Annotated in this window: 19 protein-coding genes and 1 tRNA gene; 9 read left to right on the top strand and 11 right to left on the bottom strand. The window is 42.3% G+C overall.

Annotated elements, in window-relative coordinates:
- Window positions 1-193 precede the first annotated feature (193 nt).
- Both V7S75_RS08565 and V7S75_RS08560 read right to left on the bottom strand, forming a co-directional pair.
- On the bottom strand, window positions 194-688 hold the full coding sequence (locus tag V7S75_RS08565; RefSeq protein WP_459513089.1) for a hypothetical protein: 495 nt from the start codon (window positions 686-688) through the stop codon (window positions 194-196).
- A 127-nt stretch (window positions 689-815) separates the two neighbouring features.
- Window positions 816-890, bottom strand: a tRNA-Val gene (locus tag V7S75_RS08560).
- 151 nt (window positions 891-1,041) lie between these two features.
- Between V7S75_RS08560 and V7S75_RS08555 the strand changes: the two genes are divergently transcribed.
- Complete coding sequence (locus V7S75_RS08555; protein ID WP_459513087.1) at window positions 1,042-1,854, top strand: TerC family protein; 813 nt, start codon at window positions 1,042-1,044, stop codon at window positions 1,852-1,854.
- A gap of 139 nt (window positions 1,855-1,993) precedes the next feature.
- Here V7S75_RS08555 and V7S75_RS08550 read toward each other — a convergent pair whose 3' ends face one another.
- The 8 genes from V7S75_RS08550 to V7S75_RS08515 form a co-directional block, all read right to left on the bottom strand.
- Window positions 1,994-2,407 (bottom strand): thioredoxin family protein, encoded by a 414-nt coding sequence (locus tag V7S75_RS08550; RefSeq protein ID WP_459513085.1) that lies wholly within the window; start codon window positions 2,405-2,407, stop codon window positions 1,994-1,996.
- A 158-nt stretch (window positions 2,408-2,565) separates the two neighbouring features.
- The gene (gene dnaN, locus V7S75_RS08545) at window positions 2,566-3,690 is read right to left on the bottom strand and encodes a DNA polymerase III subunit beta (RefSeq protein ID WP_377977292.1); all 1,125 of its coding nucleotides are present in this window, start codon (window positions 3,688-3,690) and stop codon (window positions 2,566-2,568) included.
- A 71-nt stretch (window positions 3,691-3,761) separates the two neighbouring features.
- Complete coding sequence (gene gldG, locus V7S75_RS08540) at window positions 3,762-5,429, bottom strand: gliding motility-associated ABC transporter substrate-binding protein GldG (RefSeq protein WP_459513083.1); 1,668 nt, start codon at window positions 5,427-5,429, stop codon at window positions 3,762-3,764.
- 60 nt (window positions 5,430-5,489) lie between these two features.
- Entirely contained in the window at window positions 5,490-7,607 is a 2,118-nt protein-coding gene (locus V7S75_RS08535; RefSeq protein WP_459513081.1) for a peptidylprolyl isomerase, read from the bottom strand.
- Window positions 7,608-7,730: 123 nt separating this feature from the next.
- Complete coding sequence (locus tag V7S75_RS08530) at window positions 7,731-8,858, bottom strand: aspartate aminotransferase family protein (RefSeq protein WP_459513256.1); 1,128 nt, start codon at window positions 8,856-8,858, stop codon at window positions 7,731-7,733.
- 258 nt (window positions 8,859-9,116) lie between these two features.
- Window positions 9,117-10,067 carry an N-acetyl-gamma-glutamyl-phosphate reductase gene (gene argC / locus V7S75_RS08525; RefSeq protein ID WP_459513079.1) on the bottom strand — a complete coding sequence of 317 codons (951 nt, stop codon included), beginning with the start codon at window positions 10,065-10,067 and terminating at the stop codon, window positions 9,117-9,119.
- Window positions 10,067-11,263, bottom strand: a complete 1,197-nt coding sequence (locus tag V7S75_RS08520; protein WP_459513077.1) for an argininosuccinate synthase — start codon at window positions 11,261-11,263, stop codon at window positions 10,067-10,069. Before V7S75_RS08520 ends, argC begins: the two co-directional genes overlap by 1 nt.
- A gap of 3 nt (window positions 11,264-11,266) precedes the next feature.
- A complete protein-coding gene (locus V7S75_RS08515; protein WP_459513075.1) occupies window positions 11,267-11,929 on the bottom strand; it encodes a GNAT family N-acetyltransferase in 663 nt (220 codons plus the stop codon).
- Window positions 11,930-12,155: 226 nt separating this feature from the next.
- Here V7S75_RS08515 and aat point away from each other — a divergent pair, with 226 nt between their 5' ends.
- The 3 genes from aat (at window position 12,156) to V7S75_RS08500 (ending at window position 14,417) form a co-directional block, all read left to right on the top strand.
- A complete protein-coding gene (aat, locus tag V7S75_RS08510; protein ID WP_459513073.1) occupies window positions 12,156-12,764 on the top strand; it encodes a leucyl/phenylalanyl-tRNA--protein transferase in 609 nt (202 codons plus the stop codon).
- A 46-nt stretch (window positions 12,765-12,810) separates the two neighbouring features.
- A complete protein-coding gene (gene proB / locus V7S75_RS08505) occupies window positions 12,811-13,839 on the top strand; it encodes a glutamate 5-kinase (protein WP_459513071.1) in 1,029 nt (342 codons plus the stop codon).
- A 203-nt stretch (window positions 13,840-14,042) separates the two neighbouring features.
- Window positions 14,043-14,417 carry a four helix bundle protein gene (locus V7S75_RS08500; protein WP_459513069.1) on the top strand — a complete coding sequence of 125 codons (375 nt, stop codon included), beginning with the start codon at window positions 14,043-14,045 and terminating at the stop codon, window positions 14,415-14,417.
- 286 nt (window positions 14,418-14,703) lie between these two features.
- Here V7S75_RS08500 and secA read toward each other — a convergent pair whose 3' ends face one another.
- Window positions 14,704-18,063 (bottom strand): preprotein translocase subunit SecA, encoded by a 3,360-nt coding sequence (secA, locus tag V7S75_RS08495; protein ID WP_459513067.1) that lies wholly within the window; start codon window positions 18,061-18,063, stop codon window positions 14,704-14,706.
- Between the two features lie 152 nt (window positions 18,064-18,215).
- On the opposite strand from secA, the gene V7S75_RS08490 reads away from it, so the two are divergent.
- The 5 genes from V7S75_RS08490 to V7S75_RS08470 all read left to right on the top strand — a co-directional run bounded on the left by V7S75_RS08490 (window position 18,216) and on the right by V7S75_RS08470 (window position 23,352).
- On the top strand, window positions 18,216-18,680 hold the full coding sequence (locus tag V7S75_RS08490; RefSeq protein WP_459513065.1) for a hypothetical protein: 465 nt from the start codon (window positions 18,216-18,218) through the stop codon (window positions 18,678-18,680).
- A gap of 64 nt (window positions 18,681-18,744) precedes the next feature.
- On the top strand, window positions 18,745-20,115 hold the full coding sequence (locus V7S75_RS08485; RefSeq protein ID WP_459513063.1) for a DUF1800 domain-containing protein: 1,371 nt from the start codon (window positions 18,745-18,747) through the stop codon (window positions 20,113-20,115).
- A gap of 3 nt (window positions 20,116-20,118) precedes the next feature.
- Entirely contained in the window at window positions 20,119-21,654 is a 1,536-nt protein-coding gene (locus tag V7S75_RS08480; RefSeq protein ID WP_459513061.1) for a DUF1501 domain-containing protein, read from the top strand.
- Between the two features lie 82 nt (window positions 21,655-21,736).
- Window positions 21,737-22,678 carry a hypothetical protein gene (locus V7S75_RS08475; protein WP_459513060.1) on the top strand — a complete coding sequence of 314 codons (942 nt, stop codon included), beginning with the start codon at window positions 21,737-21,739 and terminating at the stop codon, window positions 22,676-22,678.
- Window positions 22,675-23,352 carry a DUF6089 family protein gene (locus V7S75_RS08470; RefSeq protein ID WP_459513058.1) on the top strand — a complete coding sequence of 226 codons (678 nt, stop codon included), beginning with the start codon at window positions 22,675-22,677 and terminating at the stop codon, window positions 23,350-23,352. Before V7S75_RS08475 ends, V7S75_RS08470 begins: the two co-directional genes overlap by 4 nt.
- Window positions 23,353-23,413 lie beyond the last annotated feature (61 nt).

Genomic DNA, 23,413 nt, shown 5'->3' with positions numbered 1-23,413 from the left:
AATTGTTGATTTGAAATCGCTCATAAATCGTAGACGTGTAATTTTTGACAATCCCAAATTTCATTCGTAATAACCGCTGGTGCTACCCACTTTGCTACTCCTGTCGTAAAATAAATAAACCAACTCATTTGAGATGGTTTGTAAGTAAATGGAAATGTTAAAGTGAGATGATAGCTGAACTATAGTAAAGCTTCTAAAAGACATCATCAATTGTTTGTCCCCCATTTAACTTTATTAAATGAGTAAATGCTTTTTTTAATCTATTGGGTAAATTATCTTGACCTAAAGATTTATCGAAAAATAATTCACTTGCTGGTAAAAACTCGATTCTAGCGCCACTAACTTTAATATTGTCATTGGTAACGGTAACGCATTCATCTCTATTTTTACACCTGAATTTTATAGTGTATCCCTCTCTATCATCTGCATTAAATGAGTTTATTATTACTTGGTTAATTTTATTCAAGGGAATACTGTGTTTGAAATTTGTTCCATAGATGGGCTGCGTATATTCAAAATATCCTTTTTTTGATAAGTCAAATGTATAATTATGAAGTCCATTTGAATAAATGTGACTTGTTAGTTTTGAAACTATCCAATCTTGAGTGTCTTTTTCAGATTGTGCATAATTTACGAATGGCAATAAGACTGCTAACACTAGGAATTTAGATAACTTGAGATTTTTCATTGAAAACTTTTTAGAGTCAAAAATTGTAAAATTTGTTCGAAATATAAAATAAATTCCCCACTCGTGCTACCCAATCTGCTACCACTGCCGTAAAATAAAAAAACCACCTCGTTTGAGGTGGTTTCTGTGGTCCCACTAGGATTCGAACCTAGGACCCCCTGCTTGTAAGGCAGGTGCTCTGAACCAGCTGAGCTATAGGACCATTCCGTGTGAATCGGTTTGCAAATATCTGCTTTTTATTTTTTTTATGCAAACGGGCGTCTGAAAAAAAATGATAATTTTTCGCTTAAAAGCAATTTGAATTGATTATCTGCCTGAAACACACCATCTTTACGCTTCAATATTTTTTTTGCATGGAATCACTTTTTAGTCTTGATAATCTGATCAGTTTACTGACTTTGACATTTTTGGAGATCGTTTTGGGAATCGACAACATCATCTTCATCTCCATTACCGCTTCTCGCTTGCCCCAAAAGGATCAAGCCAAAGCCCGCAACATCGGTCTTTTGTTGGCCATGGTCTTTCGCGTCATCTTATTGTTTGGGATATCCGTGCTTATCTCTTTGCAAAAACCTTTCATGCACATCGATTGGGGCTTCGTCAAATTAGCTCCCAGCGGCCAAGCGATCATCCTATTCGTAGGGGGCTTGTTCCTGCTTTACAAAGCCACCAATGAAATCTTCATGAAACTGGAAGGGGAGGAGGAGCATATCGCCCATTCGGGAAAGACGGTTAATAGCATTGCCAAGATTGTAACTCAAATCGCACTCATCAACTTGGTCTTCTCGATCGACTCGATTTTGACCGCCATCGGACTTTCCGACAACATGGGTGTCATGATTATTGCTGTCGTTGCCTCAGCGATCATCATGATGGGCTTCTCTGGGCCGGTTGGGCGATTTGTCAACAATCACCCTTCTTTACAGGTTTTGGGGCTCTCATTCTTAATTATGATCGGTTTTATGCTCATCGCAGAGGCAAGCCACGATTCGGAATTAAGTATTTTGAACAATCACATAGGTCAAATCCCGAAAGGCTATTTATACTTCTCGATTGCCTTCTCCTTGTTCGTGGAATTTCTCAACATCCAAATGCGCAAGCGTTCCAAGAAACCTGTGGAAATTCATGATTTAAAGAACCAGGCGGAGGAGGAAGGGATCATTTAGACGTTAGACATTGGTCATTAGACGTTGGTCGCTGGCATGTTTTGTGTTAACGATTCCCATTTCAGTTCTAATTTATTTTTAAATAAAAAAGACGCGATATAAATCGCGTCTCTATAATCTTTAATCCAACGTCTAATGTCTATTTAACCCCTTTCGCCACTCCCAGCAACTCCTTCGCCCCACCTTGTGGTAAGCCTAAGACTTTCTTTTTAATCTTTCCTGAGGCATCTAAAAACAAGATCGTTGGATAGCCTTCTACCGGATACATATTTGCCAAAGCTGGGCCTTCGCCCGCTTCCATATCTACACCGATAGCCACAAAATGTTCATTGATATACTCGCCTAATTCCTTATTCGGGAATACCTTGTTTTTCAAAACCTTGCAAGGGCCACACCAAGACGTGTAAGCGTCCAACATGACCATTTTCTTTTCCTTTTTCGCCTTCGCCAATGCCTGACGGAAGCTACCTTCAAAGAAATTTACCCCATCACCTTCTGCGAAAGCGGGTAGGGATAAGGTTGAAATCAGCAAGAAAATAAATAAGTTTTTCATTGTTACTGCCTATTAATTGGTTTATACATCTAGCCCCAGACTTTAGTCTGGGGTCCCCTAGGCTAAAGCCTAGGGTTATAATAATCGTCTAACGACAAAAGTCCAATGACTAACGTCCAACGTCTATTGTTAAATTCTTACAATTAATTCCGACGGAATTAATTGTAAGAATTTAACATCACCGGCATCACCAATAACAAAATATCCTCCGCCTCATCTTGATCCGATGGGATGATTAATCCTGCCTTGTTTGGCTCGCTCAATTTGATGTCCACAAACTTCGACGATAAATTGCTCAATAACTCCGAAATCAATTTCGCATTGAAACCAATCTCCATGTCCTTACCTGCATAATCACAAGTCAATGCTTCATTCGCCTCGTTTGAGTAATCTAAATCCTCTGCCGACAAAGTCAATTTATTGGCACTCAATTTCAAACGAATTTGGTGTGTTGTCTTATTCGAATAAATCGAAATACGTTTAACAGAACTCAAGAATTCCAAACGATTAATCGTCAAAATCTCATTGTTTTCCTTCGGAATCGCGTTCTCATATTCTGGGAAACGCTCGTCGATGATCCGACAAATCAACTGGAAGCTTTGGAAGCTAAAGAAGGCATTCGATGAACTGAATTCCACCGTTACAGGTGTTTCATCGGCTGGCAATGTCGACTTCAACAAAGACAAAGCTTTCTTTGGTAAAATCAATGAACTGCTTCCTTCTGTCTTCAAATCCGTTCTGCGGTAACGTACCAAACGATGTCCGTCCGTTGCCACAAAATTCGTGTGATCGCCCATCATCTGAATTAACACACCCGTCATCGCCGGACGCATATCATCATTGGATACAGCTAATAAAGTATTTGCAATGGCCTCACCTAAGGTTAAAGCCGACAAAGAAATCGATTGATTCTTCGCTACTTCGGGAATGCGTGGGAAGTCGATTGGGTTCTCACCGCTCAACTTAAAACGACCGTTTTGTGTCGCAATTTCCGCGCCAAATGTTCCCTGATCTGCACCAATCGTAACGGGTTGCTCAGGTAAACTACGAAGGGTCTCCAACAATAATCGTGCAGGTAAAGCAATAGAGCCATTTTCAAAGCCCTCAACCTCTAAGGTTGTTGTCATCACCGTTTGCAAATCCGATGCCGTTAACATCAATTTGTTACCCTCCAATTCCACTAATATGTTTTCCAAAATAGGGATAATCGGATTGCTCGCTACCACACCATTAATGGCAGATAGTTGCTTCAATAAGACATTAGAGGCTACTAAAAATTTCATTGCTTTTAATTATTGATTAATGTTGAATTCAGACCTTGAAGTTAAATCAATTTGACTACAAAGCCAAGTGTTTAAGCTCCGTATTTGCGCTTGCGGTAAAGAATTACCAAAAGACTGATTAGGATTCCAAATGCGACCGGTACCAAGACATTTAAGAATTGGTAATAGCTTCTTTCTTCCTGTATTTTGGCTTTGTCTAAAGGACGCAAGCGAATGTTTTTATTGCGCGCCAACAAGGCTTTTTGGTCATCCAATAAATAATGAAATGCATTCAGCGCAAAATCCCGATTGGCAAATGTGTGCTTCATAAAGGGATCATATCCCAAAGGCGTTGGCCCCTTCGTATTCGGGTCAATTCCATTCAATGCCAAATCTCCATCGCCCACAATAATTAAGCCCCCCGGATTTTCTCCCTGGGCAACAAATCCCTTCGCTAAAGTATCCTGCGGCAAAGGCCGATTCGCGAAAATGGACTTGAATTTCCCCTCCAATAAATACGAGATGATTTGTCGGCCGGATTTATATTGTGCCGGATTAAAGTCCTTGCCTGAAGAGGAAAACGGTAGCATCGCCGGTGCTTTTTGCACTTGGGTGTATGTACTCGTCACCAACAAGGGTGTTTTCGTCAATCCACTATTACCCGAAACCGTATCCATGCTCGATACAAATTTGCCATAAATGGCATCCAAATTTTTCGTAATGACCGAAGCCGGATTCCCTGTCAATAAGGGGAAGGCTGGCCAAGGCATCAATTGTAAATTGGCCTTATTACCAAAGTTGCCTACTTCCAATGGAATCATTCCGCTCAATTCCGCATCCTTCACCCAGTTGGCATTCAACCTCAATCCATAACGATACAACATCTCCTCCAAGCCCACATCCATCGCCGAACTTACCAAGCCCTGCCCTTGAATCGTATCTACGCGAACGCCTTCCAAAAAGAATACGCCCTTGCCACCTTTGACTAAAAATTGGTCGATTTTATATTGGTCGCTTGTGCTAAATTTTCGATCGGGTTGAATGACACAGATCGCATCCAATCCCTCCAAGGTAGATGAAGCACTCAAATCAACGGGATATAAATCATAGCTTTTTCGCAAGGAAGAAATTAGCCCTAATTGTTTGATGGCTGGCACCTTACTATAATCCAACAGGAAGCCTATCTTCTTGCGTTCCGTTTCCATGAGGCTCTGAATGCCTTGCATGATTTCATATTCGAGGCCTTCCACCGACTGGTTCAAAACCTCTTGCGAAGAGGCTAATTGGTTCCCCTTTAATAACAGAACTCCTGTTTTTTTATCTCCTTTTTCAATCACCAAACCCGGGAATACCATTTGTTGGACCTGCTTCCCACCCACATTATTGACAACGTTCGTCGGGGGTAAGCCTAGCGAATCCAATAAAAATATCTGCTTTTCACGCGCATCTGTATTCGGAAATTCCGCATAGAGATCGATGGTTTCAATACTAATCGTTTGAGGGCTATTGCGCTGCAAGTCTTGCAAGATAGCATAGCTTGCTTTTTGGAGGCGTTTAAAGCCACCTGGGAGATCATTTCCGGCTAGGTAGACTTTGATGTGAATCGGGCCATCCAAAGCCTGTAAGGTTGCAAGGGTAGATTCGCTTAGGGTGAACTTCTTTTCTTCGCTTAAATCCCAACGAACGAGGATATACGGACTTGCCAGGAGCAATAATAGCCCTGCAGCAACGAATAAAATCCAAGCACGTAAATTTTTCATGGCATCTAAACAAGAAAAGCATCCCTTACAGAATGCTTTTCTCTTTTTCGGTAAGTACTACTAATAGAACTTGTAACGCTTATCTACAATCTTAGCATTCTCTTTGATTGCCTCGTTGATGTAGAATGAAGAGCGTTGAACGCCCATCATTTGAATTTGATTTTTGTATAATGAGTAATCTGCTAAGGCTGGAGCAGCAACACCCCCTGTTTTTTCAGCGATGAAAACACCATTGTCTCCTACGAATACCGAACTACGCTTGCCGTTTTTCAAACCTGCAATACGTCCTAAAGCGACTGCATCTGGCCCTGCTGTATTCAACATACCGCTTGCCAATGTTTGATCTTGTACCGTTTCTACTAAAGCACCCGCACCGTATTTCTGTGCGATTTGCTCTAATGTACCTTTGATACCTGCTAATTTTTTCGAGATTTGTTCACCTTTGATTTCGTTACGAACCAAAGCCGTCAATTCGATGCGGAAGTCTTCAACTTTCACATTTTCTTTCTCTGTTTTACCTGTTAAGAAAGCAACGATGTATTGGTTGTCTTGCTCAAATACTTTCTTTGAACCATCACCTACCGCCGTGTTGTCATCAAATGCCCAACGAACGATTTCACGTGCATTAGCTAAGTTGTTAACTGCTGATGAGTTTTCTTGCAAACGATCTGCACGCATCATGATGATGGATTTGTCTTTCTTCAAAGCCGCCTCAAATGCACCTACTGTTCCGTTCGCATTCGCAAATGCATCTGCTTGCGTGAAAACTTTGTCTAAGGTCGCTTGAGATGGAGCGATGGTCTTGTTGATCGCTGCTAATTTATAGCTCGTGTTTGTTTTAGCATCCGTTACTTTCACAACGTGGTAACCAAAATCTGTTTCAACAACACCTGGCATCAAACCTGTTCCGTTAAAACCAAACAAAGCTTTCTCGAATGACTTAACCATTCCGCCATTATTTTTGAAATAGCCTAAATCACCACCGTTTTGAGCTGTACCATCCATGCCATTCATTTGAGCTAATGTCTCAAAGCTTCCGCCTCCTTTAACTTGCGCTAAAATTGCTTCAGCACGTTGCTTCGCTTGTGCTTTCGCTGAATCTGATTTGTTTGCTGGAGCAATTAAGATATGACTCGCACGCATCGTGAACAAAGAATCTTTCTTCACGCCACCGTATTTGTAAATCGAATAAGTTAATCCTTCTTTGAATGGACCATAGATACCACCCACTTGGAAAGTTGGCAACATCGTTTTCACCGCTGCAGGAATTTCCGCGTACGGCAACAAGTACGGTGTGCGCACATCTGAATTCAACATGGCAAAAGCTGAATCGTTGGGTGCAACCGCTAAGTCTTTCGCTAATTTTTTGATTTGCGTGTAGAACTCAGCTGTATCTTGTTTCGTTGGAATTACTGGGAAAGTCGCATATTGGATTGAACGTGTGTTCGTTCCTTTGAATTGATCTTTGTGCTTCGCTAAATACTCTTCTAATTGCGCATCCGTCACTTTTACGGTTGTGTCAGCCACTGAGAAGAAAGGTACAAATAAGAAACGCGCGTTGAACTTCGCATTTTGTGCTTGGTATTCTTTTTGCGCATCTGCTTGTGTTACGTAGTTGGACAAACGCAATAAATTCTCATATTTTGAACGAATACGATCTTGTGAAATCGACTTCTCAAACGCCGCCCAAGCTTGTTGTTGTTGCGCTGGCATTGTTTTCAAGTTCTTCAAAAATTGGATGACAAACGTTTTGTCAAATTGACCTGTTTGTGGATTTGTGAATTGTTGGCGTACCGATGGGTGGATGTAATTTCCTTGAACCATGTCGATCAACTCCTCTTCAGAAACTTTTAATCCCAAGGCATCGAATTCTTTTTTGTAAGCGATATCCAAAACGAATTGGTTCCAAACTTGCTCACGAATCGAAGCAGCTTCTTGTTCAGATGGGCCTTTGCCCGTTTGAGCCGTGTAATTAGCCGTAGCTTCTTCTACTTTCTTTTGGAAGTCTTGAATCATGATGCTTTCGCCCGCGATTTGACCTACTTCTTGAGAACTTGAACCAAATAAAGATGATTTACCTTGGAAAATATCACTTCCCACGAGAAACAACACTAAACTGATCGCGATAGCCGCTGCCGCAATTCCCGATTTCTCTCTAATTTTTGTAATTAATGCCATTGATACTATTATCTAATTGTTTTGTACGCTTTCTTTTCTTTGTATTTCTCGACTTTGTCTTGAACAAAAGAAACGCAAAATAATCACATTTCTAATGAAAAAGCAAGTCATTTCTAAACTAATCTAGCCTTTTAAAACGCTTCGTAAACTTTCAAGGAAACGATCTGCGATGGCTTGGTCAATCGCCAAACTTGGCAATAAACGCAGCGTATGCTTTCCTGCATAGCCCATGAAAATATGGTGCTGATGTAATAATGCATCCCGAATAGGCCCTACAGCCTCTTCTAACTCGATTCCAATCATCAATCCACGTCCGCGAACTTCTTTGATACCTTGTATTCCGGCTAATTCTTGCTCGATATAGGCGCCAATTTGCGTTGCATTGGCTAATAAATTTTCTTCTTCAATGATATCTAAAACCACATTAGCTGCCGTGCATGCTAAGTGATTTCCGCCAAAAGTCGTACCTAATAAGCCATAACTCGCCTGAATATGCGGTGCGATTAACACGCCGCCAATCGGGAAACCATTGCCCATGCCTTTTGCTGTGGTCATCATATCCGGATTAATTCCCGCATATTGATGCGAGAAGAATTTTCCCGAACGGCCATAGCCACATTGAACCGAATCCAAGATCAATTGGGCTCCCGTTTCATCGCAACGCTGACGCAATGCTTGTAAAAATGGGGTAGAGGCAACTTGAATACCTCCTACGCCTTGAATGCCTTCTACAATCACAGCGGCCGTTTCTTCTGTAATGACGTCCGATAATCCCTCGATTTGATTGAAAGGATGAAATGTTACATGGGATGTATCATTGATAGGTGCGACGATACTCGGGTTGTCGGTCACCGCCACCGCACCGGCTGTTCTGCCATGGAATGCTTTGGTGAATGCGACAACTTTTTTGCGTCCCGTATGAAAAGAAGCCAATTTTAAGGCATTCTCATTTGATTCTGCACCCGAATTCGTTAAGAATAATTGGTAGCTTGGGTAACCCGACACACGTCCTAATTTCTCTGCTAATTCCGCTTGGCCACCGATGATGATGGAATTTGAATAAAAACCGATGTTGGACAATTGTTCCGTCATCTTAGCCACATAGGTCGGGTGGGAGTGACCAATCGAGATCACCGCATGTCCGCCATATAAATCTAAATATTCCTGTCCATTTTTATCCCAAACCGTACTTCCTTGGGCTTTCACCAATTCGATGGGGTAGAGGGGATATACGTCAAATAGTTTCATAATCCTTTGTTTTATAGCCCTAGGCTTCAGCCTAGGTTTTCCCCAGGTTAAAACCTGGGGTTAATGTTTTATTCATAGCCCTAGGCTTCAGCCTAGGGTTTCCCCAGGTTAAAACCTGGGGTTATAGTTTTATTTATAGCCTCAAACTTTGGCAATCTTAATCGGTTTGCCAAAGAGTCCAACGTCCAATGTCCAATGTCTAACAGACGCGAAGTATCGCGGCTCTACAACCTAACGTCCAACTCTCTTCATTCTTCACTCCTAAAACCCTATCGCCTTCAACCCTAACCCCGCCGTCTCAGGCCAGCCCAACATCAAATTCATGTTTTGAACGGCTTGGCCAGATGCGCCTTTGATTAAGTTGTCAATGACCGAGCTGATCAACAATTGGCCATCATGTACTTCTAAATGCAAGAAACATTTATTGGTATTCACCACTTGCTTCACATCGACAGCCTTTGGACTAACAAATACGAAAGGCGAATCTTGGTAATAGTTTTCATATAATTCAATCGCCTCTTCCTGTGTACCCGCATATGCCGTGTACACATTGGCCATGATGCCGCGTGAAAAGTTTCCACGGTAGGGGATGAAATTTACCTTCGGTGCAGGAGATTTGGCTCCTAATACCATTCCAATTTCCGTCAGGTGCTGATGAGTAAAAGCTTTGTAAATGCTCACATTGTTATTTCTCCAGGAGAAATGACTCGTGGAAGATAGCGCCTGGCCTGCTCCCGTCGAACCTGTCACCGCCGAAACGTGTACATCTGCTTTCAATAAACCAGCTTGTGCCAAAGGTAAAAGTGCCAATTCAATCGAAGTAGCGAAACAGCCTGGGTTGGCGATTTTATTCGCCGACTGGATTTTTGACTTTTGGAATTCGGCTAAACCGTAGACAAATCCTTCGGACTCATCACGGAAATCTGTGCTCAAATCGACGATTTTGGTATGCCAAGGAATCTCATTCGCGGCTAAGAATTTCTTCGATTCGCCGTGTCCTGAACACAAGAAGAGTACATCTACCGGGCTCAAATCTGCACAAAAATGTGCATTCGTTGATCCCAAAAGATCCGTATGCACGTCTGAAACCAATTTGCCTGCTTGCGAATTGGACATGATGCATGTTAATTGAACATCCGGGTGATTCACCAAGATGCGCAACAATTCGCCACCTGTGTAGCCCGCAGCGCCTACGATTCCAATTTTTGCCATTAGTTTGATTCGTTTACTTTCCGGTGAATCATCGTTTGGTTCGAAACGATTTTCGAGAATCCTCTCACATCATCGCCCGTCCATGCTTTGTTCATTTCCCCATAGGCACCAAATGCCGATGACATCAAGTCAAATTTCGACTCGATACCCGTCACCTGGAATTGATAAGGGGATAAAACCACATGAACCGTACCTGTAACATTGTCCTGTGTATCTGCTAAGAAGGTCTCGAAATTCCGCATAATCGGATCCAAGAATTGTCCTTCGTGCAATAAAGTGCCATACATATCACCTATGTTTTGTTTCCAATACAATTGGTGTTTCGTCAACACATGTTTCTCTAATAAATGATGCGCCTTGATAATGATCAATGGAGCTGGAGCCTCAAAGCCCACACGGCCTTTGATACCAATAATTGTATCTCCCACGTGAATGTCACGGCCGATCGCATAAGCTCCCGCGCGTGCAGTCAATTCACGAATGGCATCAACCGAACTTGCATATTTCTCGCCATCGATACCCACCAACTGGCCACATTCAAATTGCAAGGATAATTTGCTTGGTTTCGTTTCTGTCAACTGCGTAGGCCATGCTTCTTCGGGTAAATAACCATCGGATGTCAACGTTTCCTTGCCACCTACGGATGTTCCCCAAAGACCTTTATTGATCGAATAAGTTGATTTGTGCCACTCTTGTACAACTCCTTTTGATTTCAAGAAATCGATTTCCGCTTCACGAGATAATTGTAAGTCGCGAATAGGGGTAATTACTTCACATTCTGGTGCCAAAATGCGGAATACCACATCGAAACGAACTTGGTCATTGCCTGCACCCGTACTACCGTGAGCGATCGCTTTGGCACCTAATTTAGCTGCATATTTGGCAACAGCAGTTGCTTGGAAAACACGCTCAGCAGAAACAGATAATGGGTAAGTATTATTTTTCAATACGTTTCCAAAGACCAAATACTTGATGCAATCTTGGTAATATTCTTCCACCACATCTAAGGTAACGTGTGAAGTTACTCCTAGGGAATAGGCTTTTTCTTCAATCGTCTTTAATTCCGCAGGTGAAAAACCACCTGTGTCTACCAAAGCTGAGTGCACTTCCATGCCGCGCTCTTCGGTTAAGTATTTTACACAAAATGATGTATCTAATCCCCCACTAAATGCGAGTATTACTTTCGGCTTGCTCATAATTTATTTGGATTTTCCTTTCTTGTGGAAAGGCATTAATAATTTCTCTTTAATTTTTTTCAATTGGGTGAAGTCGGCAATGTTCTTTAAAAAGATCCATTTGTCGTCTTTTTCCGGTTTAACCGTTGTTTGTGCCGGGTCGTAAATCATCCCCGTGCATAAACAAATCTTGCGTTCCGTTCGGGTTAAGATGTCATAATTCACGCAGGATTGGCAACCTTTCCAAAAGTTATCATCTACCGGTAATTCAGAAAATGTCGTAGGCTCATAGCCCAAATCCGAATTAATCTTCATCACCGCGAGTGAAGTCGTAATACCAATGATTTTGGCATCCGGAAAACGGGTACGTGATAATTCAAATGCTTTTGATTTAACTGCTTTTGCGACACCGTATTGTCGGTAAGATGGTTTAACGATCAAACCCGAGTTGGCCACAAACTTGCCATGTTGCCAGGTTTCGATGTAGCAAAAGCCCACGAATTCGCCCGTTACATCATCGGTAGCGATGATGGCTTTGCCTTCCGACATTTTTTCTTGTAGGTATTCCGGCGTACGTTTGGCGATACCGGTGCCACGTGCTTTGGCAGATTCTGCCATCTCGTGGCAAATAGATTCCGCTAGGTCAAAATGGGCTTGACTAGCGATTTGAACAGTATATGAATTCATGAATGGAATCAAGTATAAATGAAACAAATAGGTAAATCAATCTTGCAAGGGAATCATACCCTGAAGATGAATCTTCGTCGTCGGAGCGACGTGACTACATACCTGTTTGAATTATTTATCTTCATGTTCTTGATAAACAGCGTGATTAAACGCTAATTTTGTCTCGATATAGGGGGCAAATTTCAGTAATTCAACGGGGAAATCCCAACAATCACCTGATTATTTCATGGAAAATGATAATTCTTTAACAGCTGAAGCCTTGATCTATGCCTATACTTCGGGCGTCTTCCCGATGGCCGAAGCGGATGGAACGATCTATTGGTACCGCCCTGATCCTCGGGCAATCATTCCCATTGATACCTATAAACCTGCCAAATCCCTGAAACCGATACTTAATCGGGGCCAATTTGAAATACGAATTGATACGGCATTTGAAGCTGTCATGCGGGCATGTGGGGAACCTCGTGCGTATGAGCAGGAGACCTGGATATCGGAAGAACTCATTCAAGCCTATGTCGAATTACATCAAATGGGTTTCGCTCATTCGGTGGAAGCGTATGAAAATGGAGAACTCGTAGGTGGGCTTTATGGCGTACATTTCGCTTCAGCATTTTTTGGTGAATCGATGTTTATGAAGGTTTCCAATGCGTCCAAAGTCGCTTTTCATTATTTAATCGAGATATTGCGAGCCAATGAATTTAATTTGTTAGATACGCAATTCATGAATGACAATGTGCAGCGCTATGGTGCCATTGAGATCAAGCGATCGGCCTATGAAAAATTGTTGGAAGCAGCTTTGCAACAAGCCTGTGAATTTAAATTGCCGAGTAAATAGCCTAAATTTCATCAGAAAGGGCTAAATTGTAGCAAATTTACCGATTATGTCAAAGCCGATTCTCGTTATTAAGTTTGGTTCATCGTCTATCACCCATGCTAATGGAGAAGTGAATGAGCAGACGCTCGAGAAAATTGCGGCACAGGTGGCAAGTCTTCAAGGTGAATATTCCATTGTTTTAGTATCGAGTGGCGCCGTTGCTGCGGGTAAAGGTTCTTTGAAACATTATAAAGGAACTTTGTCGGAGCGCAAAGCTGCCGCCGCAGTTGGGAACCCTTTATTAATCGCCAAATACAATCATTATTTCCAAAAATATGGCATCTCCATCGCGCAGAGCCTTTGCGAGCGTCATCATTTTTCTAAACGGGAATCTTTCCTGCAATTGAAGGAAACCTATCAGGAGCTTTGGCGAAATGACATCATTCCAATTGCGAATGAAAATGACGTCGTGAGTAATGTGGAATTGAAGTTTTCGGATAATGATGAATTGGCTACCTTAATCGCTACCGGTTTTGGAGCTGAAAAATTATTGATTTCTACTTCAGTAGGTGGCTTACTCGACGAGCAAGGTCAAATCATTCGCCATGTAGCAGAGATCAATGCATCTATTTTGGATGTGGTGAATACGGATACTTCTAGCACAGGTTTGGGCGGCATGATTTCCAAATTGACCTTCACGCGTTTGGCAACTCGTATGGGAATCAAAGTTTTGATTTTTGGATTAGATCAGGCGAATGGCATCATCGACGCCTTGCATGAAAATATCGGAACGGTCTTTGATGCACAAACGGCAACCTTATCTGCCCGACAAAAATGGTTAGCTTCCGGAAGCGTCATTACGGGTAGAATCGTTTTAGACAAAGGGGCTGTCAAAGCGATACAAAACCGGAAGAGTCTTTTATCGGTCGGCGTACTTGAGTACATTGGTGATTTCGAAAAAGGCGAAGTGGTTGAAATGCTGGACCCACAACACAATCCGATCGCCGTTGCGCGCGCCCGTTATTCCATATCAGAGCTTGTTAATGCTACGGAAAGCAGGGAGGTGGCGAATGCGGATGATATTGTAGTCTATTAGACGTTAGACATTAGACGTTGGTCGTTAGACATTGGAAGCATTTGTGTAGAGACGCGATACTTCGCGTCTAAAAGACTTTGGACGTTGGAATTATTTGTTTACGGATGCGATACTTCACGACTAATAATATTATCAATTTGATAAAATTGAATCTTTATCAATTTTAATACTCAAAATTATTTGAATTCATTCTTTCTTTGTTCATGAAGAAAAAAGAAAGAAAAGTTGAGGATTTGCTCGTTTGGCAGCAAGCCATTTCTGTTGCGAATGTAATTTATTTGCATTTTAATTTATTGAACGATTTCGGCTTTCGAAATCAAATTCAACGTGCGGCAGTTTCCATTTCCAATAATATTGCTGAAGGGTTTTATCGAAAATCTGACCGTGAATTTAAGCGCTTTCTTACTATTGCTCTCGGTTCAATGGGTGAACTGAAATCGATGTTGATTCTCGCCGTTCATTTGAAATATATATCAGAAGCATTACAATCGATATTAACAGATCAACTTAATCAGATAGGCAAGATGATTAATTCGCTTATCAATTACTTGGGGCGTGAAATTGAGAGCTCTAAATGAAAAAAGACGCGAATTTCTTCGCGCCTTAATTAATATGCTTCCTTCGTCTAACGTCTAACGTCCAATGTCCAAAGTATAGAAGACGCGAAGTATCGCGTCTCTACACAAATGCTGCCATCGTCTAACGTCTAACGTCCAATGTTCAAAGTATAGAAGACGCGAAGTATCGCGTCTCTACACAAATGCTTCCATCGTCTAACGTCTAAAGTCTAACGTCCAACGTCTAACGTCCAACGACCAACGTCTAAAGTCCAAAGTCCAACGTCTAAAGTCTAACGTCTAACGTCTATTCCACCACCACCGCTTTCCCACTCTCCACATCCGCTTCCACTGCTTTGTACTTCACGTTTTCCTTAATGCTTCCATCTTGGTATTGTACCGTTACGCGTTGGTTGCGATCCGCAATTTTGATGGCTTGACGAGGTGCTACGCGCTCCGCTTGGCCTGCTGATGGATCATGGTAGCCTGGCTCTTCTTGCGCGCCAGCTAATCCGCCTAATAAAGAAGATAATGCCTCATCCTTGCTCATTTGCAATTTGGGTGCCTTCTCTTTCGGTGCTTTAGGTGCCGTTTGATTCGTCGATTGTGCCGCAGGAATTTCTGCTTTGATCACGAAGCTAATCGTATCCGAATTCACACGCGCCACAAAACGTTGGAATAAATTCACCGCCTCAAACTTGTAAATCAATAATGGATCTTTCTGTTCAAACACCGCATTTTGTACCGATTGCTTCAAGTCATCCATTTCACGTAAATGTTCTTTCCACTCTTGGTCAATCAGTGTCAATGTGATGAATTTCTCCATCTCAGAGATTACTTCTTTTCCTTGTGTCGCCAACGTTTTGTCGGCATCCACCACAACCCCTGTCACCATGTGACCATTCGAAATTGGAACCTGAATGCCAGAGAATCCTTGGCGCTTCGCCTCTTCTGCAACCTGAATGACTTGTTGGGCAATCGTCTCATTCTTTGCCTTATAATGCAGTTCCGCCGCTAAGAACAATTGTTCCGTGCGCTTGTCTACGGCCAAACGATTGAATTCCTCTGCCGTAAACGGTGGCTCCATGCCTAATAATTCAATGACTTTTAATTCAAGCTCCTCATAATTCGAGTAGCTAGTCGTGATATCTTGACAAACATCAAACAAGATGTTGATGATGTCCAACGATAAACGTTCGCCTAATAATGCATTCTGCCGACGCTTATAAATCGCATTTCGTTGGTAATTCATTACGTCATCGTATTCCAATAAACGCTTACGAATACCAAAATTGTTTTCCTCTACTTTCTTCTGCGCACGCTCAATCGAATTCGTAATCATCGAGTGTTGAATCACTTCCCCTTCTTCCATGCCCAAACGATCCATCACTTTTGCGATACGGTCTGAACCGAACAAACGCATCAAGTTATCTTCCAAGGATACAAAGAACTGTGATGAACCCACATCCCCTTGACGTCCCGCCCGACCGCGCAACTGGCGGTCAACCCGACGAGATTCATGGCGCTCTGTACCGATGATCGCTAAACCGCCCGCAGCCCTTGATTCCGGACTCAATTTAATATCCGTACCACGACCAGCCATGTTGGTCGCAATGGTTACCTTGCCTGATTGACCTGCTTCTGCCACAATCTCGGCCTCTCTAGCGTGTTGTTTGGCATTCAAGACATTGTGTTGAATCTTACGGATATTCAATAATCGACTCAATAATTCCGAGTTTTCTACCGAAGTCGTACCCACCAATACCGGTCGGCCGGCTGCCACCAATTCTTGAATTTCTTCGGCTACGGCATTGTATTTCTCACGCACTGTGCGGTACACTTTATCCTCATGGTCTTTTCGTTGGATCGTACGATTCGTAGGAATCGACACCACATCCAATTTGTAAATCGTCCAGAATTCACCCGCTTCCGTTTCCGCTGTTCCCGTCATACCGCCTAATTTGTGGTACATACGGAAGTAATTTTGCAAGGTAATCGTCGCATAAGTTTGTGAGGCATCTTCCACGTTCACACCTTCTTTGGCCTCAATTGCTTGGTGTAATCCGTCGGAATACCGGCGGCCTTCCATGACACGACCTGTTTGCTCGTCGACAATCTTAACCTTGCCTTCCACTAAGATGTATTCGGTATCTTTTTCGAATAGGGTATAGGCTTTCAACAACTGATTAACTGTGTGAATACGTGATGCCTTCTCATTGTATTCTGTAATCAATTGCTCTTTTTGTGCCAAACGCTCCGCGTCCGACAGGTCCTTATTCTTTTCAATTTTATTTAAATCGATCGATAAGTGTGGCAAAACGAAAAAGTCGGGATTCTCGGTGTTTCCACTCATGAATGCCAAACCTTGCTCGGTCAATTCTACTTGATTGTTCTTTTCTTCAATTGTGAACAATAACGGCTCATCTGCCTGCGGCATCAATTTTTGGTTCTCTGCCAAATAAATCGATTCCGTTTCGTGCATCAATTGCTTCATGCCGTTTTCCGACAAGAATTTAATCAAAGGTTTTGATTTAGGTAATCCACGATAAGCGCGGAATAAGGCAAGACCCCCTTCTTTTTTGTTGCCTGCTGCAATTTCTTTTTTTGCCTCAACCAAGAAGTTTTGAACGATCTGTTTTTGAGCTTCAACTAATTTATGAACACGGGGTTGGAACGCTTCAAACTCCTGCTCATCTCCCTTAGGAATAGGGCCTGAGATAATTAATGGCGTACGGGCATCATCGATTAACACGGAGTCAACCTCATCCACCATCGCAAAATGATGCGGACGTTGAACCTGATCTTCCAAACTGCGCGCCATGTTGTCACGCAAATAATCAAAACCAAATTCATTATTTGTTCCGTAGGTAATGTCTGCCAAATAAGCTTGGCGACGCTCTTCGGTATTCGGCTCATGCTTGTCGATACAATCTACCTTCAAGCCATGGAATTCGAATAAAGGCGCATTCCATTCCGAGTCACGTTTTGCTAGGTAATCATTTACGGTTACCAAGTGTACGCCGCGTCCTGCTAAGGCATTTAAATAAGTAGGCAAGGTAGAAACCAAGGTTTTTCCTTCCCCTGTACCCATTTCAGAAATCTTTCCTTGGTGTAAAACGATACCACCGATCAACTGTACGTCGTAGTGGATCATGTCCCAGGTAATCTGGTTGCCAGCGGCTAACCATTGATTATGCCATATCGCTTTGTCGCCTTCAATCACGACATTCGCCTTTTTGGCAGCGATGAATTTATCTTCAACCGTTGCGGTAACGACTAATTTCTTGTTTTCTGTCAAACGACGGGCTGTTTCCTTTACAACGGCAAATGCCTCCGGAAGAATTTCCATCAGAACAACTTCTAATTGTTTGTTACGGTCCTCGTTTAATTTGTCGATTTGAAGAAAGAATGTTTCCTTCTCGTCAATATCCTCGGTCGCATTTCCTTGTTCGCGCAGAGCGACAATTTGTGCATCGATATCAGCTAAAAATTCCTGGATTCGTTGCTTGAATTCGTAAGACTTTCCACGAAGTGCATCATCCGAAATCTCATGCAAACGAGCATATTCCTCCTTGATCTTTTCCACAATCGGCATGATTGCTTTGATGTCACGTTCCGACTTCGTGCCAAATATTTTTGTAATGCTTTTGCTTAGTATTGAAAACATGGTAAAATAGGGCCTACCTAGGCTTGGTGATAATTTAATTTGCAATTTACCAATTTGAATTTTTATCCTTGCTATGTTCCGACAATTAATCCAAAATTTTTACGGATTTGAATTCGAAATTCATTTGTTTTGTAGCTTAATGTTGAATTCCTATGGCTGAATATCCAATTCCTCCGCGTCGCGCACCCCGGAAAAAACTGAAGATGCCGCTTTTTGGCGATATGATCAGTGGTTCTTCTGGACAAGGTGGCTCGAAGAATTTCTCAACCTACCTTTTTTTATTGGTGGGTTTAGGGATGTTAGGCCAATTGTTCCTGCCGCAATTATGGGCGGAGAAGGTGTATGATTCTGAATCGGAAGTACGCGATATGGAAATCGATGGGGTATTGCGTAAAAAATATGCGGATGCCAGTGATCGCAGTGAGATTCATTATCTATTAGTTGTGGTAGAAAAGGAAGGCAAGCGAAAGAAATTGGATTTATATCGGGCTGATTCATTGTTCTTTGAACAAGTAGCTGTTCCTCAACGAATTAAAAAGGAGTCAGGAAGTTTGAAGGTACATGTGACGCGCTATGCGAAACCTGACACGACGCTTGAAATTCGATTTAAAGAATAAATAATATCAGTTTTTTGATAATCGGTAAAATCAATTTACCTTAGGGCATTATTCTACTATAACAATGCCCTCGCTTACCTCACCGAATGCTAAACATTTGTTGGCCCGTACGCTCTTTGGTTTCTCCAAAGATCAATTTCAGCAAGCCATGGGCTATGGTTCCCTCGAAGATCTGGTTGATCGTGCTTTATTAGCCGATGGAGTCTTGCCCGCCCCTCCGAATACCTGGGTGAATACAGTACCTGCGCAATCCCAGCAAGATTCGGGCGATGCAGGAACGTGGTATCGTGAATTGACCTATTGGTGGTATAATCGCATGTTTTCGGAAGGCTTGAATATGCAAGAGAAGATGGTTCTCTTTTGGCATAACCACTTTTCTTGTGAACGGGACAAAGTGAATTATCCGCAATATATGTACCAACAAAATCAATTGTTTCGCAAGTTTGCCTTTGGCAACTTTAAACAAATGGTTAAGGAAGTCAGCATAGATCCTACGATGCTCATTTATTTGGACGGAAATAATAGTCGGGGAACAGGCCCCAACGAAAATTATGCCCGTGAAGTGATGGAGTTGTTTACCCTCGGAATCGGGAATTACACCGAAAATGATATCAAACAAGCCGCCAAAGTGTTATCGGGTTGGCAAGTTAAAGGTTTGACGTCTGTATTTGACCCAACCCGTTGGTACAAAGAAACATCCTTAACCATTTTCGGGAAAACAGCAGCATTCAAGGTGGACACGCTCATTGATTTAATCTTTGAGCAAAAGGCCTGTGCGGAATTTATTTGTCGGAAACTCTACAAAGCATTCATTTACTATAAACCAGACGAGGCTTTTGTTGCTCAAATGGCCACAGTGCTGCGGACGAATAATTACGAAATGAAACCTTTATTGCGTTTCATGTTATTGTCAGATCATTTTTATCAAACGACATTTCGGGCTAGTCATATCAAAGATCCACAAGAATTAATGGTAGGTTCCTTGAAAGCACTTCAGGTGAAATCGCCGGATTTGATCAATTTATATGACATGGCCAAAATCTTGCAAATGCAATTATTTCAGCCACCTAATGTTGCTGGATGGCCCGGACAGCGTGATTGGATTAGTTCGACCACCTATTCCTATCGGGGAGGATTTACGGATTCTTTGTTGACCGGCAAGCGATTTAATGGAACAGCGGTCACCGGAAAATTAGATGCGGTTGCTTATGCTCGCACTTTTGCGAATAGTGAAAAGGCCGCCATGTTAGTTGACGATGTTATTGATTCCTTGATTTTATTCCCCTTGACAGCGGCCAAACGGCAGTTTTTGTTGGATACTTTGTTGGACGGAACATTGGCGGCAAACTGGTCAACTTATACTCCTCAGGCAGATGCTCGGATTGTTCGTTTGCTAAAAGCAATTATGCGTTTACCTGAATACCAACTCTCTTAGGCCATGAAAAAGCAGATAAATCGGAAAGTGTTTTTACAGCAGATGGCCGTTCTTTCGGGAGGGGTTGGATTTGGTTTAGGGTCGGTGACAGGGAAGGCGTTTGGCCAAATTCCTGCGGCGCATATGGCGAATGTGGAGGCGGGGAAAATATTAATCATTATTCAGTTGGCAGGCGGTAACGATGGCTTAAATACGGTAATTCCTGCTGAAGATGATTTGTATTTTTCAGCTCGTCCTAACATTGCTATCAAAAAAGAAGATGCGTTGAAATTAGATCAAGGCATGTACTTGCATCCATCTGCGGTAGGTTTAAAGAAATTATACGATCAAGGGCAAATGAGCATTGCCCAAAACATAGGTTATCCAAATCCAAACCGTTCACACTTTCGTGCGACGGATATTTGGAATACGGGATCTGATGCTTCGACCGTGTTGGAAGAAGGTTGGGCCGGTCGTTTTTTAAAGACTCGATATCCCGAATTTCCAATTTCTTTGGCCAATCATCCCATGGCTGTGCAATTGGGTTCTGTAGAATCATTGCTTTTTCAGTCCGATCAAGGTGGATTTAGTACCGTTTTTGAAGATCCCAATTTGTTTTACCAATTGGTCAGTGGCACACCTTCAGACTCCGATATACCACCTGCTACCTTAGCTGGGGATGAACTTGGTTTTTTGAAGCAGATCGCCGCGGCATCGTTACAGTATGCGGGAGTTATCCGGGATGGAGCTACCAAGGGGAAGAATACGATTTCGTATCCTACATCAAATTTGGGTAGGCAATTTGGCATCGTATCAAAATTGATTTCGGGGGGATTGGAGACGCCTGTCTATCTGTTGAACATCGGTGGTTTTGATACGCATGCGAATCAATTGACTCAGCATGCTAACCTTTGGAAAACGATATCGGAAGCGGTGACGACTTTTCAAATCGACATGGATAATCAAAATTTATCCGATCGAATTAACATCATGACCTTCTCGGAATTCGGTCGGCGAGTGAATCAAAACGGAACTGCGGGTACGGATCATGGAACTGCTGCACCGATGATGTTTATTGGTAAAACAGTTCGTGGAGGCTTGATAGGAGCAAATCCAAATTTGAAGGCCTTGGATAGCAATGGAGATTTGAAGTTTAATTATGATTACCGACAGGTATATAGTACGGTTTTGCGGGATCATTTGGGATTGGATAATGTTCGGTCTCAGCAGATTTTCAATTCAACCTTTGAGCGTTTACCTATCTTTAAAAATTCGCCTGATGCACTTCCGGAGGCTATTACGATGGAACTAATCGCGCCATGGCCAAATCCGGCGAGCGGCTATACCTTGTTGCAATATGGAATATTTGAGGAGGCGTCTATTTCCTTGGCATTGTATGATTTGCAGGGGCGTCAACTGAAATTAATCGATTCGGGCTTACGTAAAGTGGGATCTTATTCCGTTAATCTAGACTTGCAAGGCTATGCATCGGGTCATTATTTAGTGAGCTTAAGTACCAGTCGGGGAGGTCGAATGACTCGCCAATTGGTGATTCAATAGATAAATTGTTATCTTCGAAACTTGAATTTCGCACAACAAACATTTTGAATTTTCGTTGATGCTAAAACGCAAATTATATTCTATGTTTCGATTCGCCGTTCTTATCTGCTTGTTGGTCGGTCTGTTTCACACAGACTCAAACGCGCAAATGTGGTTTTTAGGCCAAAAAGGCAGGAAGAAATCACCTTTTCCTGTTTTTAAAAAGCATACATCGATCTCTTTTGGTGCGGGTTCTTCCCATTATATCGGGGATTTGGTGCCAGTCGCAGGTTTATTTTCGGTAGGTGCGCAGACAACTCGGTGGAATGTAGGTGTGAATTTTACTCGGCATTTATCTTCCAATTTTAGCGCAAATCTAGGGTTGAATTACATTCGTATTGCAGGGGATGATAGTTACTTTTCTCCTGTGGGGACTTGGGATGCGAATTTTAAGCGAAATCTTCATTTTCGAAATGATATCAAAGAATTATCGCTCGTGGGTATGTATGAAATCGGGGGAAATCCAGAGAATAATTTGAAGCGTAATGCGGTTTCCCCTTATGTTTATTTAGGTGTGACTGGATTTTTACATTCCCCTGATGCCCGCAAACAAGCTGGTTTAGGTTCGGGAGGAAATCCTGTTCAGGGTCCATGGTTGTCGGACAGTAATGGAAGTTTATTGGATTATAAAAATGAGGGGGTTGACTATTCGCTCATGGGAGTATCCATTCCATTTGGGGTCGGATTCCGCTACCGAATTTCTAACTACATGGACGTAGGGTTTGATTTTGGTTATCGAATTGCTTTGACTGATTATTTGGATGATGTGACCGACAATCGAAGTGCGATTTTGCCATCGTCTTTGTATGCAGATCGCTCGGGTGAGCCATTCGCTGCCAATACGTTGGTTAGTCGAATTCCAATTCCTCCAACGCTTTCTGCACCTAAAATTTCGACAGGTCCTGACCAATATTTCACAACGCAGGTTCGCATCATTTACCATTTGCGAAATAAAGTTGATTGTCCTCCACTGCCCATTCAATGAGAAGTTTTTTTCGTGTAATCTTGTTTTTGGTATTAAGCCATGTGACTTTTGCCCAGCGCTGGACAATGTCTGCAGGGCTAGGAGGCACGTTGTACAAGGGTGATTTATCAGATTGGCATTTGATGCCGCATTTGTCTCAGTTGAAGACCGTCAATACAGCGGTTAATTTTCAATTGCGTTATCAACCAGATCAGTCACTCGCTTACCGAGCTAAATTGACCTTTTCGGGTTTGGATGGAAATGGAGCGAATTATGCCCTGCCGAGCATTTCATATTCCACGAATAGTTTTTCGAGTCCGTTGATCGAATTTTCGGGACTCGTGGATTATAATTTGAAAGATTATCAAGCGAATCGAAATGTCCGAAATTGGACGCCCTTTATTTATGGGGGATTAGGTTTTCTATTCGTTAGCCCTGAGGGAAATATTCCCGATCCCAAAACATTTTTTGCATGGGCAATTCCTTTCGGGGTAGGCGTTAAGGCTCAAATAAGTAATCGTGTGGGTTTACAATGGGAATTTGGAACGAGTAAGTCCTTGACCAATATTTTGGATGGACAAACGGCATGGGGCGAACAAGCTCAGCTATTTACACTGAATAAAACAGATCAATATTTACAAAGTTCGATTTCAATAACCTATTCATTGATTTCTGTTTATTGTCCGAGGGATTAAAGTTTTGAATAAGGGGAGGGATTATCTATCTTTGTCTCTTGTATGTTGTATTTATTTAGTT

Source organism: Aquirufa sp. TARAVU-A1A (assembly GCF_054558675.1).
This window is presented reverse-complemented; position numbering and strand designations above follow the sequence as displayed.

What these genes read in the sequence shown, in the direction of transcription:
- V7S75_RS08550 (WP_459513085.1), bottom strand. Translation starts at nt 2,407, where the DNA reads ATGAAAAACTTATTTATTTTCTTGCTGATTTCAACCTTATCCCTACCC.
- V7S75_RS08515 (WP_459513075.1), bottom strand. Translation starts at nt 11,929, where the DNA reads ATGAATTCATATACTGTTCAAATCGCTAGTCAAGCCCATTTTGACCTA.
- V7S75_RS08485 (WP_459513063.1), top strand. Translation starts at nt 18,745, where the DNA reads ATGCCCTCGCTTACCTCACCGAATGCTAAACATTTGTTGGCCCGTACG.
- V7S75_RS08565 (WP_459513089.1), bottom strand. Translation starts at nt 688, where the DNA reads ATGAAAAATCTCAAGTTATCTAAATTCCTAGTGTTAGCAGTCTTATTG.
- V7S75_RS08475 (WP_459513060.1), top strand. Translation starts at nt 21,737, where the DNA reads ATGTTTCGATTCGCCGTTCTTATCTGCTTGTTGGTCGGTCTGTTTCAC.
- V7S75_RS08535 (WP_459513081.1), bottom strand. Translation starts at nt 7,607, where the DNA reads ATGGCATTAATTACAAAAATTAGAGAGAAATCGGGAATTGCGGCAGCG.
- V7S75_RS08490 (WP_459513065.1), top strand. Translation starts at nt 18,216, where the DNA reads ATGGCTGAATATCCAATTCCTCCGCGTCGCGCACCCCGGAAAAAACTG.
- V7S75_RS08555 (WP_459513087.1), top strand. Translation starts at nt 1,042, where the DNA reads ATGGAATCACTTTTTAGTCTTGATAATCTGATCAGTTTACTGACTTTG.
- V7S75_RS08480 (WP_459513061.1), top strand. Translation starts at nt 20,119, where the DNA reads ATGAAAAAGCAGATAAATCGGAAAGTGTTTTTACAGCAGATGGCCGTT.
- argC (WP_459513079.1), bottom strand. Translation starts at nt 10,067, where the DNA reads ATGGCAAAAATTGGAATCGTAGGCGCTGCGGGCTACACAGGTGGCGAA.
- gldG (WP_459513083.1), bottom strand. Translation starts at nt 5,429, where the DNA reads ATGAAAAATTTACGTGCTTGGATTTTATTCGTTGCTGCAGGGCTATTA.
- proB (WP_459513071.1), top strand. Translation starts at nt 12,811, where the DNA reads ATGTCAAAGCCGATTCTCGTTATTAAGTTTGGTTCATCGTCTATCACC.
- V7S75_RS08470 (WP_459513058.1), top strand. Translation starts at nt 22,675, where the DNA reads ATGAGAAGTTTTTTTCGTGTAATCTTGTTTTTGGTATTAAGCCATGTG.
- V7S75_RS08500 (WP_459513069.1), top strand. Translation starts at nt 14,043, where the DNA reads ATGAAGAAAAAAGAAAGAAAAGTTGAGGATTTGCTCGTTTGGCAGCAA.
- dnaN (WP_377977292.1), bottom strand. Translation starts at nt 3,690, where the DNA reads ATGAAATTTTTAGTAGCCTCTAATGTCTTATTGAAGCAACTATCTGCC.
- V7S75_RS08520 (WP_459513077.1), bottom strand. Translation starts at nt 11,263, where the DNA reads ATGAGCAAGCCGAAAGTAATACTCGCATTTAGTGGGGGATTAGATACA.
- secA (WP_459513067.1), bottom strand. Translation starts at nt 18,063, where the DNA reads ATGTTTTCAATACTAAGCAAAAGCATTACAAAAATATTTGGCACGAAG.
- aat (WP_459513073.1), top strand. Translation starts at nt 12,156, where the DNA reads ATGGAAAATGATAATTCTTTAACAGCTGAAGCCTTGATCTATGCCTAT.